The organism is Paenibacillus eucommiae, assembly GCF_017874215.1.
In the GTDB taxonomy this organism is placed as follows: Bacteria; Bacillota; Bacilli; order Paenibacillales; family NBRC-103111; genus Paenibacillus_AI; species Paenibacillus_AI eucommiae.
In genome coordinates this window covers 135,749-148,463 of sequence record NZ_JAGGLB010000021.1, presented here as the reverse complement: position 1 = coordinate 148,463, position 12,715 = coordinate 135,749, and the positions used below count along the sequence as shown (strand labels likewise).

The following is a 12,715-nucleotide window of genomic DNA, read 5'->3' as shown; positions in this document are numbered from 1 at the left end:
GCTATTATAGATGTAGGAAGCGAATTCGCAAACGTATTTGTAAGAGGGAGATTACCGATGAACCCAGGCAACTATAACTTGAAACGAAACTCACTGTTCTTGAAGTTGATGCTCGGTTTCACGATTATTATCTTGATCTCATTTCTGTTCAACGCTCTGTCCTTTAACTTTTATACCAAAAACATCCGTAACGAAATTATAAGATACAATCACTCCAATATGAGTGGAACCGTTTCCAATTATGAAAAACAATTCCGGCTGCTTGAGGATGTGACAACCAATTTTTTCTATAACCCGAATGTTGCCGCAATTGATCGTGACCCCACCGATGTACCGGCTATGAACCTGCTGGCGGAGGAATTTTCTGCATTAGTATCCGGCTATAACAATCTTTATTTGCATAATATTATTTTATATCATAACGGATTTTCTCTCATTGTTGATAAAAATGGGCTGAGTTATACCGAAGATTTGTTTGCCAAAGATTATGTAAACTCGCAATACGATGTCAGCTTCTGGAGAGAACAAGCCAGTGCAGATTATCATATGAAAATTTTCCCCGCAGCTTGGTTTGAACGTAAAAATATGCTCAATAAGCTGGAGCCGCTCGGATCTTTTTTTCCGGTGATTGTAAAAAGCACACTCCATAAACAATTTTACATGATTGCACTTATTGATGCCGCTGCTGTCTTTGAGAATACCCACCATTCCGTCAATGATAATTTCTATATGATAGACGATGCAGGGACACTTTTTTACAGCACTGAGCAACGGGACGAGAAAGACATTATTCATAGCTTCGATTTAAGTCAACGCTTTTTTATTGAAGGCAGTGATTACTATTTTTTCGAAAAAGGAGCTGCGACCGGAATCACTTATGTCAACGTGATACCGACTGAAAATATCGCTTCACAGGTGTCCCGTATGAACATTGCTCTCATTGTTTTGCTTGCTTTTTCCGTCTTGATCAGTCTGTTTATATCGATCTTACTCAGCTACAAATTCAAGCATCCGATTCAACGTATTGTGGAGTCTCTGCAAAGGATGAATCCGAACTTCCAACTGCATAGCAAAATCAATGAATTCAACTTGATCGGAAGCAATTTGAAGACCATGATGCTTACAAACCAGAATATTCGCCAAGACTTACAGCACAAAACCACACTGCTGCAAAAGTATGGCTACCTCGATAAAGTAAAAAGCATCAATTACAGCAACAAAGATGTGCACAGTCTGATCGATACCTCTAAGCCGTTTTATTTTGTTATGTACCGCCTTCATCTTACCCGCCAGTTTCACGAGCTTGTTTACGAAGAGCAGAAAAAAACATCTTACTTTTTTGAATTTATCAATCTCAATATGCAGCAGCGATTTCCGGAATCGGTTACCCTGCAAAGTGAAAAGGAGCTTATTTTCTCCATCGTCTTTGCCGATGAGGGGAGTTCCACGGAGCCTCTTTTGGAGACGCTGCATTTTATGAAGCAGGTGTTTGAAAAAGATGTTGATTATTATTTCTTATCGATCGCTGTGCATCCTGAACTGCGAAGCCCGGCACAATTTACAACAGCGTATGAAGAAGCGGAGCAAATCATCCGCCTGCGTCAGCTGAACAATCAGACACAAATTATTACCGGAACCGATATTCCACCAATCAGTTATTGCTTCTCCCCTACCGAAGAGAGCCAATTCGCAGCCCATTTGCAGGCTGGTAAAGAAGCGGATATGCTCGAATTAATTGAGCGGATGACGGATCATTTGCATAAGCATCATGCGCCAGCCCATTTCTTCAAGCAGTTTGCCAACGAAGCCGTTTCCAAAATATTGGTGGGATTATCCGCGCAGCAGATTGATATCAGCGAACTGCAAAGCGAATTTTTTCCTTATGAACAAATAAAAGAAATTGTCACGCTAGAACAATACATAGACTTCTTTAGACAACTGATCGGGCGGGCTGCTGCTTTGGCTAATGCGCGGATAACGAATCAAGACCCCATTGTTACATTCATCCTTAATTATTTCCAGCAGCATTACAGTGAAGAAATTTACCTGGAAATGGTCGCTGACCGATTAAACATTACAACCAGCTACATGTGCAAATACATTAAACAAAAAACCGGCAAGACGTTCGGCAGCCTTCTAGATGAAATACGCATCAACAAAGCAAAGGAGCTGCTCGAAGCTGACGATTGCAAAATCCAAGAAATAGCCGCTCAAGTCGGATACCAGAATGCCAACTCCTTCACACGCATGTTTCGAAGACTAACCGGAGTGACACCAGGAGAGTACCGCCGCGATCCACATAAAACCTGAAAATGGACCAGTACGTAAACAAACACTGCCGTGATAGTGGCTTATCCACACGAGCTGCCCTTGCGGCTGGTTTTGGGCTTTTAATGCCTTTTAGTGATGTTTTTCATCGTTAAAAGAGGCAATTGCAATATTTCAGGCTATATAGCGATGTTTTTCATCGCTAAGTACATATTGACTCCCCTTTTTGACTGACTGGCTACTTCTTTTACTGCTAGTGCTACTGCTACTTCTACTTCTACTTCTATTACAAACTACTTCTACTTTACTTCCACCCTTCTCTTCTACTCCTGCTACTCCTACAACTACCCAATATCCCCAACATTTGGATACCCAAAGAGGGAGGTCTGTGACCTCCCTGCAATCTTTTTCGTCGCGCACCCTTCAAACCGAAATCTTGTTTTGTCTTGCTCTGTCTTGCTTGAATAAAATGGTTCTACTGCTGCACTTTGAACAGCTCTACATCGTCAAAGTAAATGGTATCCCCTTTATTGAAATTATTCATCAGAACGAAGACCCGAAGGGAGCTTACCCCTTCTTCAACGTCAAAATTGAATTCGAAAGGTATCCAATTTCCTTCTGAAGCTGACGCCGCTCTTTTATCCGAGCAAACATTTTTGACGACTTCGCCACTGCTGTCCTTCGAATGTACACACCAGGATACAACTCCTGCGGTGTTGACTGTTGTGTTGAAGCGAACAACGCCTACATAATGACCGGGTGCCTGGACGGATACCTCTTGTATAGCGCCTCCGCCTCCAGCGTCATTCTGTCCTGGCTGCAGCCCGTCAGCTACCAGGCTGTGGCTGCCGCTGCGCTTGATTGTGTCTGAGCGGGTAAATCCCTCCCCCCAGAATCCCCAATTTGCCGCCTCGCTGACCGTATTCCATTGCTCGAAGGATGCATTTAGCATGATTTGTTCAAGACCTTCCGTGTCGCCAGACAGCAGGATTGGAGCTGCTTTAACAGCTGCTGCATCTTTGTATCTCACGCTATATACTGCGTGCTGCTCCCACACCTGCTGGGTTAACGCTGGAATAGTCAATGCTGCCGTTTGATGATTCACATCCCAGGTTATGCCTATAGGTGTAACGGGCTCAGCAGTGGCTCCATTTATGACCCGCTCAATCGTAAAATCGCCGGCTAGCGGTTCCTGCCCAGGCACCGTTTGAAATGTTACGGCCAAATTTCCGTTCTCAGCTGCCACGCTTGAAATCGGGTTCTTAGGCTCAGGAACAGCAATGCGGTAGATCTCCACATCGTCAAAATAAATGGTGTCACCCTTTTTGAAATCGTTCATTAATACAAAGAACTGCAGCGAGGTTACTCCTTCGTCAACCTTAAATTCGAATTCTAACGGGGTCCAGCTCCCCTTGGATAAGGCAACCGGTCGTTGGGCTGATGTCACTCTTTTGACAACGCCCCCATCGCTGTCCTTCATAATAATCGACCACGACAATACGCCTGAAGTTGCTGCCATCGTGTTGAAGCGGACAACCCCTGCGTAATCACCAGCCTTCGTAATTGGCACGGTTTGAAAAGGGCCTCCGCCTCCCGCTTCATTCTGCCCACCCTGCAATCCGTCAGCAACCAAGCTGTAGCCGCCGCTGCGCTTTGTGGCCGAAGAACGCGTGAATCCTTCACCCCAGAAGGTCCAATTCACTGCATCGCTCTCTGAATTCCACTGTTCGAAGGAAGCGTTTTGCACAATTTGTTCAAGCCCCTCTGTCACAGCAGGCAGTACCAGTGTAGCTGATTTAACAGGAGCTGTGGCTTTATAAGTCACGCTATAAGCAACATTTTGCTCCCAAACTTTGCCGCCCACATAAGGGAAGGTTAAGACAGCTTTATTTTCCTCAGAAATCCAGGATATAGCCGTTGGGACTGCTCCGGTAGCTTTACCATTAATTTGCTGGACGATAGTAAAATCTTCAACAACAGGTGTTTCATCCGGATTTTCATGGAAAAATACAGCTAGCGCCCCATCCGCCGTTTCAACTCCAGACACAACTACCGGCAGCGGAGGATCTTGTTCCGCAGATTGGTATACTTCAAAATCATCCATATACATTTGCGCACCCTGTTCATGGAAGCCGTTAACCGTATTCGTAACCTTAACCTGCTTGACGGCTACACCATTTACGGTTTCAGGCACATAACCCATAACAGAAACTTCATTCCAATTTCCCCGTGAGGAAGAGTAAGCCTGCTGACCGCTCTTGAAAGTGGACAATACGGACCCATTTTCATCTAACAGATCCATCTGCAGCCACGTATCACCTACGGTTTGGGTTTGTTTCGTGACGTAGTATTTCATTTTGGCAATAATGAGTCCCGGCTTTACGGGTAAGGTTTGACTCAGATCACCGTAATAAAAATGATTTAAATAAATGCATGCACTACCTGTGTAACAGTTCTCTGGTTGTTCCACGCGCTTGAAATCACCATAGTTGAGTACCCAAGTATCCCAATTATCCGCAGTAGTCGTACCAGCTTCAAAGGATGAGTTAAGGTTTAGTGTTTCTGCGTTAATGATTCTTCTTAGCAGCTTGGCATAATTACGTTCTGCTTCATCCTGGCTGCTTTCCATTTCAGCAATACGTGCAAGTACAGGAGCCGCCTGCTGTTCATTTTGTTCGATATATTCAATAAGACTCCACACTACAGACGGGCTCCAGCCTGACCACAGCAGCCCTTCATTAACCGGATTTATGGAATGCTCCATTAACGGATCACCCTTGAATTGTTCAATAAGGTCCAGTCTTTTTTGTGCATAATCGGCCTTTATCTGGCTTTTAGCTCCTTCTTCCAATAATTGCAGCGCGGATTGAAGGTCTGTAGGCGCCTGAACATTCTTAGGATAACTAAGAGCAGAAGCCTCGTAGTATTCAAATTGACGAAGCAGGATTTCAGCTCTTGCTTGCTGCTGTGGTGTCTTTGCTTTGGCCATAACCGACTCTAACAGCAGCCTGCTGGCCGCAATCTCTTCATCCGTGATCGCTTCCATATAAGTTCCCCAATAGTAGGACAAATAGGTAATATCCTTGCGGTCCTCAAACCAATCCGTAGCTTTAACCCGCTCGGTCCAGAATTGCTCCCAATGATCGAAATAAGCTTTTAAATCAGCCGCAGCCTCTTCACCAACTGCCCGGACATACCAGTCATTCAGCAGCACATCCACATCCTGATCCGGATTCCAGAGCAATTTGGCCATCAACCAAGCTTTGGGCCCTTCTCCCCAATTCTGCAGCAGCTCAGCGAAAAAGGCGATAACGCCATGCTCCTTGCCGTAACGCAAATACTCAGCCATTTGATGCGGGTACACTCTCGGCACCATATACGGAGTGCCATACACATAATCGTAGAAAGCTAAATGGGTCGATACTTTATTCCACGATTCTATCGTTGCTTGGTCCTTGGTACGAATACCTTCGTCAATCCAGGCCATGCGGTCTTTTGTAAAATAAGGAATGACACGCGGGTTCAGCTGGAATGAAGGCGGATCGTTCACTTCCAGATAGGCTAGTACACCAAACCATTTGTCTGGATGCTTTTCCAGAACACCTTCAACTACCTTGTTCACCCAATCATAATAAATATCCGACATGTAAGGGTAACCGATTGAATTCATTTTATGAGGATTTTTCGGATGATCCGGTTCAGCCTCACAGTAACCCAGCCCGTCATTAACCGCGAGTGAAAACGACGTTTGCTCCGGATGGGCATCGAAATAGGCATTCACTGTACCTATAGCCAGCTCCACCGCAATCGGCTCCGAGAAGCACGGCTGCCACAAAATCTCCGTCGTCGGGATGAAGCGCTCTCCGTTTCGCATCGGGTATACCTCTGGATGCTCAGTTGGGTAATTCTCTGCGGGATAGCCTTTCAGCGGAAAAAATAAATACGACATATTATGCTGATAACCAGATATTCTATCATGCATACGATTGCGGATACCCCACTCATAATTGAGTGTATTGTCCGCTGTTGTGAATTTAAAATCCGGTGTATGCAGACCAAACATTTGTCTGGAAATGATAGCAGGCTCTTCCTGAACGATTCCCCGTGGAATATACAGATTGTCTGTTTGCGGTACATCCTCCCCGTCAGGACCCGGAAGCAGCCAGCGTACACCTACGTATCGCTCAAGGAATTCATAGATACCATATTGCGTTCCATAAGAAGTCGGACCCATAATGGTGATGTTCTCTTCTTTGGAATCGATTACAAAGCCATCGTCATCCATGTCCTTCAGCATCCCGGTATACAGCGCCTTATCCTCGGATCGGCTTATACCCAGGTAAATCTTGATGGCAGAGCTATACAGTTGTTCATTAGCAGCAAGCTGCTGATCCGTAATTCTAGGCAGATCCGCTCCAGTCGACTTCTTTACATATTCAGTTAGCATGTCGGCTGCATCTAGAATTTGCGCTGATGCTCCCGCTGAGACAACGACAACGGCTTGTGCCTGTCTGTCTCCTACAATCTTAATGCTTCCCGATACTACAAAAGAAGAAGAATTTACGGCAGTACTCCCTTTATATGAAATACGGTAGCTTACATGCTGCTCCTCTAAGGCTGCTGCAATAGCCGGAATGGTTAAGACAGCCTTTTTGTCTGCTGCAGACCACGATATCAGGCTTGCTGTCACCAGTGTCTCGGGCGCATCATTTATTTTCTGTTTCACTACAAAATCACTGATTACAGGACTTTCATATGGAATCGTCCGGAACAAAACGGTGATTGCACCGTTCACTGCCGAATAAGAGGCAATTTCCGCTGTAGCTGGAGGATTAGGTGTATTCGTAGAAGGTGAGCCTGACGACGATCCTGATCCAGGAGCACCTGCTCCTTCCAGCAGCTTCGGCTGCTTTTCGAACGTTGTTCCTTTCGCTTGTTCGCTAACAGTTGCTTTCTCGATAGATCCTTGTCCAAGAACCTTAACTATAGCCTCAAGAACAAGAAGAAGGATCTTCGCATCCTTTTCCGTTTTCAGCTCTATTCCTTTGGCCGCCGCCAGGATGATCAGCTTATCTATGCTGCCTTGCATCTGCTCGATAATTATGTTAGATGCTTCTACATCTACTTGTTTAAAATGTCCCTTGAGAGTCACTTTGCTGCCGGACGGCAGTTCCGATGTAATCCGAACGTTCGTAACGCCACTTGTAGAAGACGACGTTGTTTCCTCTAAAATAACAGAAGAGTGAACTGTAATAATCCCAGTCGTTGTACTTCCTTCCAGTACGATCCTTACTGTGCCCGTATTTTTCTTAATGATCACTGCTGCCAACACGGAATCGCGAATATGAACGCTGTTTGCTCCGCCGCCGTTTAGCGTCGTTGCTCCCTTTACAGTTACCTGATCAAGCACTACATCGCCTTCGCCAATGCCTTCAGCCAGCAATAAATCACCTGTGATGGTCATATTGCGCAAAGTGACTCCCTTGGCTGTAATAGCTGCATTACCCGTAATGGTTTGCGCTTGATCAGCAGAGCCGTATTCACCAGCTTGATCGAAGCTTCGATCACTTAACTTGTTACCACCTGTCAATGCCAGCGCTCTGTCAAGGATAGTCACCGCTTCAGCGCGTGTCATCGAGCCCAGCGGTTTAAAGCTCCCATCCTCATAGCCACCCAGGATCTTGTGGTCAGCAAGCTGCTGTACCGCTGCTTTGCTCCATGCCGCGATCGATGCTGCATCGGTAAAGACTGGGGCAGCTTCCGCTTTCAGATCTGCATAACCTGCAAGAACTGGCGCTAGAATCCGCTCTAGCATAACGGCAGCTTCCTGCCTGCTAATCTCGTTATGTACGCGAACAGTTCCATCCTCATAACCGCTGAGGTATCCTTCCTTCACTGCAATGGACACCTCATCATACTGCCAGTCACTAGTAGATAAATCCGTAAACTGAATCTCCGCCTTCTCCTTAAATCCGAAGGAGCGGTTGATCAATGCAACCAGTTCCCCTCTGGCAATTTGACGGTCTGGAGCCACTTGGCCATTTCCATATCCTTGCAGCAATCCGGCTTCCAGCCACTTCTTTAACTGGACCTCAGCCCAATGGCCCCCAATATCGGAATCAGCCTTGACGTCCGCATCCGCTGCTGTCTGAACGTTAGGATCGGCTGCCGCGCTTCCAGCTGCCATTCCTAATGAAGAAAAAATCAAACAAAAGCTTAATAACAGCGCAAGAACTTTCGAAGACGTTTTACTAACCTTCATTTTTCAACCTCATTTCTTGTAGTTTTGCTTTAATTCGTAAGGCCTACTTCACCACTAGAAAACGCTTTCTTTTTTCTGTTACAGTCAGTAATAATTCCCCATAAGAAGTTGTATTCATGAAATCTGGAACTATTTAAATGGCGATTCCGCTCCTCCTCTCAACTAAAAAAAAGTAAATATTGCTGGACACCTGTAGAGTAACATGATAACTCCTAGGCGGTATATAGAGCATTTGATACTTGATAGACAAAAAGGAAACACACTTTTCTTGCTCAAAAAGAACAATTTAAGTATAGGAAACATAAATAGGCAGGACATTTGCCATACCTTTTCGTTTCACTCTCTCTTAATTGGGAGATGGTGACGATGAATGTATGATTAAGTCCTGCCCATATTTGGAATATCGTCAGAGTTTCAGTCTGCAGCACACAGACGAAACGTCTCGAATGACAAATGCTGGGGTACGCTGTCTCCTTTAAGGATTAAGCGAATCCCCCCATCCGGATGATCGGATGTCATGTAATCGGCTGCCTGCCAGTTTCCGTCATGCCCTAACTGCTCAAGGGAAACGATCTGGCGTTTACCCGGAAGCCAAAGGCTCACCTCGGAAAACTCTTCCATGCCGAAATAGCACAGCCCGAGAACGGCCTCTTGACCATGCTCCCACCACACTGGATATAATTCCAATATCCCATCTACCATCACCGGGAAATTGGAGCGCGTTACCCGCTTGATCAGCTTGTAAATCACATCCCAATTTCACCCATTCATTTAAGGTGACATTACGAAGCAGTTCTGCGATTTTATCGGATTCACCGATTTTTTTAGAAAGCAATTTTTCGGATTCGATACAGAACTGTTCCCACATAAGCGATAAACCAATGGAAGGTGGAATTGTTGGTTTGATTCGTTCGGCAAGCAACTGCTCGTACTCAGATTTCTTATCATCAATTAGAGGAGTATATGTATTGGATTGAACATTCTGAATATCATTCAACAATCTTGTTCTGTTATAGTTTGGTTCTCCAAACCTATCCAACTTGTATTTAATACCGTTTTCCCTACCCGTTGCCTTTTCAGCAAGTTGTCTATCCAAAGTGCTAGCTACTTGCTCATAAGCAGCTTTCACTTCCTCATACACCTTCGTATAAGTTTTCAAATGTGCATACAGCCCAGTTTCTTTGCCTTCTTCTTTTGAACCAACTTGACTTTCAAGTACAGCAATTTCCTTTTCTAGGGTATTGTTTTCATCACCAAGAATAGCAAATGGCTTTATTGTTTGATCCGAATTGCTAATAAAACTTAAATTGTCTTTTACAAAATCCTCATTAAAAACTCTTATTTTTTTATTGCATTCGGATAATTGGTTCTGATTGATGCTTGTACCATCATCAAAAATAACCGAAAAAATTGGATTTTCATATTTCTCTGAAATCTTACCCACTTCCAGTACTCGTAAAATACGAGATAGCGTTGTTTTAAAAGAGTAATTTCTTCCATACAAAACATTCACTTTTTCAAAAAGTATAGGTCGACCATCTGTATTCAAAACAGTCTTATCCCATTCAAAGTCCTTAAAAACGGCAAGATTGTTAATTGTTGAAATCTTCTTAATCATTGAAACCCTCCGGATTTCCCAAATAATAAAATATCCTAACCCTGAAAAATATTAATAAAATTATAAATTCAAGACCAATTTCCCAACATTTTTTTAAGCCGCGGGCTAGGAGAAGACTTGTGATAGCGGCGCAGCGTGAATATGGTGTTATACGAGCCATTCCGCGAAAACCTCTGACCTTAAAAATGCCCAAAAACCCTTATATATCAAGGGATTCCGGCGATTTCTGAGGAACACGAATATCCTTCAAATAACCCGGTTTTTCGTACAAGTTATACGAAAGTGTATAACTGATTGTTATACGAATCCCTCTCCCCTCCTTCGCATATCCGCTTTGGTTCGCATAACTCCATAGGGAGGAAATGCGAAGTGCCAAACAAGGAAAGCTTTAAATTAAACTCGGATTGGAACGATGCTGTACAGTTATTTCTTCAAGATTGCAAAGTCAGGAACTTCAGTAGGGAGAGCATTCGCCGTTATCACAAAGGCTTGGAAAAACTCCAACAGCATCTCAATAGTTTGGAACTGCAACTACGGGAACTCTCACCTGCCCTCTTCAAAAAGCAGGTGCTACCCAGCCTGCTTGACGAGGGTCTCGCTTTACGCACTCTTAATTGTAACCTGCACATCTATAAGTCCTTTGCTCAGCTTTTATGTGAAGAAGGATGAATTGCCGAGCCCTTTGGTGCAAATATTAAGCCATTTAAACTACAGCCGCCTTCTGCCCACACGTTTACCGACGAGCATCTATACCAGTTGTTTGCACTGCCTGACCGTACAACGTTTACCGGATTACGCAACTACGTGATGATGCTAACCCTTCTCGATACCGGTATACGATTGAAAGAATTGGCCAATCTTCAAGTCACAGATGTTTTACTGGATGAGGGTTCCCTGCGGATTAACCATGGGAAAGGAAGGAAGTCACGTTTGGTTCCGATTGAACGTATTGCCGCGGGAGAAATGGAGCATTATTTGCTGGAACGCGGCAATCTGGAGCATAATGCCCTTTGGGCCAATTTGGATAATAAGCCCTTTTTGCCTGGCGGCATTCGCACGATGATTGCCCGCTATTGCCAATCTGCCAAAATTAAAGGCATTCAATGCTCCTGCCATACGTTTCGACATACGTTTGCCAAAGAAATACTTGTTAAATGGCGGCGACGTCTTCACGCTCAAGAGCATAATGGGGCACGCGCAAATCGAGACGACTGAAATGTATGTCGAATTATTTGCCAGCGACTTGCAAGCCCAGCATGAGAAGTTCAATCCTATCGAACATTTAGCCGAAGCTCTTCACCTGCTGACAGAAAGTGAGGTGAATGGCAAATGAATGTTCGTCGCCGACAGAACAAACTGGAACACGCAGAGAATCCAAGCAAGGCCAAACAGCAACTCAGTTTTGAAGATCTGCTACATTCTTTTATTCTCGATTGCAAGGCCAAAAACCTTTCACCGCTAACACTTCGTTTCTATCAGGATAGCGCCAAGCAGATGAAAGAAGCCTTTCTGGCGCAGCAAGTGACGTTTGATATCTATACGGTATCGATCCGCGAAATCAAGAATCATTTTATTGCCTATCTATTTGACCAACGCAGGTCGGACAATACGGTTAACGGACGAATCAAAGCCATAAAGCAGTTCTTCAAGTACTTATTTGAAGAAGGCTGGCTGACAGAGAACATCGTAAATGATCTCCATTTGTGGTCAAGGCCAAGAAGCTGATGATTCAAACGTTTACGAAAGAACAAGTGGTCTCCATCTTCGAGCAACCGGATAAAGAGACATTTACTGGATACCGGGATTTTACAATGATGATGGTGCTACTTGAAAGGGGGATGCGAATCAGTGAGCTATGCAATTTGAAGACAGGTGACATCTTCTTCAAAGAGTCGGAGATTCGAATTACAAATGGAAAAGGCGGACGGGCACGTAGAGTACCGTTTCAACAAACCTGCGGGAAAATCATTCGCAAATACTTGGACATACGAGGTGACCTGGAGACTGATGCCATGTTTGTCAACATTGATAGCGATAAAATCAGTACACGAGCCTTGCAAGACAAAATGCAGGTCTACGGTTGTGCGGCGGACATTACCGGTGTCAGAGTCTCCCCGCACACGTTCCGGCATACAATGGCCAAGTTCTATATTCTAAACGGCGATGACCCATTTACTCTTAGACGTATCTTAGGGCACGCATCGCTTAAAATGGTGGATTATTATGTGGAAATATTTAGCAGCGACATTAAGCAGCAGCACAAGAAGTTTAGCCCTGTTGAGAATATGAAACGAATCTTATGAACGCTCAAAGAGAAGGCATACGTCGCCTGCTCTCTGAAGAAGCAATTCGTTTCAACTACACTTATAATGCGTGGTTCGTGAGCATACCCGTTGAGAAAAGGCAGACGATCATTCCCGGCGTATGTAGCGCCGGGGATGCCGCTATTGCTTCTTATTATGAACATTATCATAAGCTTCTATCCACTTGAAAAACGGGGAGGGCAATGGGAATTCTTGGTTTTGCCGCGATAAGAAACACGCTCTGAAATCACCAAAGGTCTGCCT

General features: G+C 44.5%; 9 protein-coding genes. 6 read left to right on the top strand and 3 right to left on the bottom strand.

Annotated elements, in window-relative coordinates; translation table 11 throughout:
* The first annotated feature begins 57 nt into the window (after positions 1–57).
* A complete protein-coding gene (locus tag J2Z66_RS26305; RefSeq protein ID WP_209975710.1) occupies positions 58–2,310 on the top strand; it encodes a helix-turn-helix domain-containing protein in 2,253 nt (750 codons plus the stop codon).
* Between the two features lie 433 nt (positions 2,311–2,743).
* Here J2Z66_RS26305 and J2Z66_RS26300 read toward each other — a convergent pair whose 3' ends face one another.
* From J2Z66_RS26300 to J2Z66_RS26290, 3 genes are all read right to left on the bottom strand, one after another.
* Complete coding sequence (locus tag J2Z66_RS26300) at positions 2,744–8,530, bottom strand: DUF4838 domain-containing protein (RefSeq protein WP_209975709.1); 5,787 nt, start codon at positions 8,528–8,530, stop codon at positions 2,744–2,746.
* A gap of 414 nt (positions 8,531–8,944) precedes the next feature.
* Complete coding sequence (locus J2Z66_RS26295) at positions 8,945–9,133, bottom strand: hypothetical protein (protein WP_209975708.1); 189 nt, start codon at positions 9,131–9,133, stop codon at positions 8,945–8,947.
* Complete coding sequence (locus J2Z66_RS26290) at positions 9,111–10,148, bottom strand: AAA family ATPase (RefSeq protein ID WP_209975707.1); 1,038 nt, start codon at positions 10,146–10,148, stop codon at positions 9,111–9,113. The genes J2Z66_RS26295 and J2Z66_RS26290 overlap by 23 nt, the downstream gene beginning before the upstream one ends.
* Positions 10,149–10,517: 369 nt before the next feature.
* Between J2Z66_RS26290 and J2Z66_RS42960 the strand changes: the two genes are divergently transcribed.
* The 5 genes from J2Z66_RS42960 (at position 10,518) to J2Z66_RS26275 (ending at position 12,639) form a co-directional block, all read left to right on the top strand.
* Positions 10,518–10,817: a site-specific integrase gene (locus tag J2Z66_RS42960; RefSeq protein ID WP_245375850.1), complete on the top strand. Its 300-nt coding sequence runs from the start codon at positions 10,518–10,520 to the stop codon at positions 10,815–10,817.
* An 87-nt stretch (positions 10,818–10,904) separates the two neighbouring features.
* Entirely contained in the window at positions 10,905–11,363 is a 459-nt protein-coding gene (locus J2Z66_RS42955) for a tyrosine-type recombinase/integrase (protein ID WP_245375849.1), read from the top strand.
* 114 nt (positions 11,364–11,477) lie between these two features.
* Positions 11,478–11,873, top strand: coding sequence for a site-specific integrase (locus J2Z66_RS42950; RefSeq protein ID WP_245375848.1), 396 nt, complete (start codon positions 11,478–11,480; stop codon positions 11,871–11,873).
* On the top strand, positions 11,852–12,451 hold the full coding sequence (locus J2Z66_RS42945; protein ID WP_312894776.1) for a tyrosine-type recombinase/integrase: 600 nt from the start codon (positions 11,852–11,854) through the stop codon (positions 12,449–12,451). The genes J2Z66_RS42950 and J2Z66_RS42945 overlap by 22 nt, the downstream gene beginning before the upstream one ends.
* Positions 12,448–12,639 (top strand): hypothetical protein, encoded by a 192-nt coding sequence (locus J2Z66_RS26275; protein ID WP_209975706.1) that lies wholly within the window; start codon positions 12,448–12,450, stop codon positions 12,637–12,639. Before J2Z66_RS42945 ends, J2Z66_RS26275 begins: the two co-directional genes overlap by 4 nt.
* Positions 12,640–12,715: the final 76 nt, after the last annotated feature.

Bases quoted from the DNA above. Each gene is read 5' to 3' on its own strand.
- J2Z66_RS26305 (WP_209975710.1), top strand. From the start codon at position 58: ATGAACCCAGGCAACTATAACTTGAAACGAAACTCACTGTTCTTGAAG.
- J2Z66_RS26300 (WP_209975709.1), bottom strand. From the start codon at position 8,530: ATGAAGGTTAGTAAAACGTCTTCGAAAGTTCTTGCGCTGTTATTAAGC.
- J2Z66_RS26290 (WP_209975707.1), bottom strand. From the start codon at position 10,148: ATGATTAAGAAGATTTCAACAATTAACAATCTTGCCGTTTTTAAGGAC.
- J2Z66_RS42950 (WP_245375848.1), top strand. From the start codon at position 11,478: ATGAATGTTCGTCGCCGACAGAACAAACTGGAACACGCAGAGAATCCA.
- J2Z66_RS26275 (WP_209975706.1), top strand. From the start codon at position 12,448: ATGAACGCTCAAAGAGAAGGCATACGTCGCCTGCTCTCTGAAGAAGCA.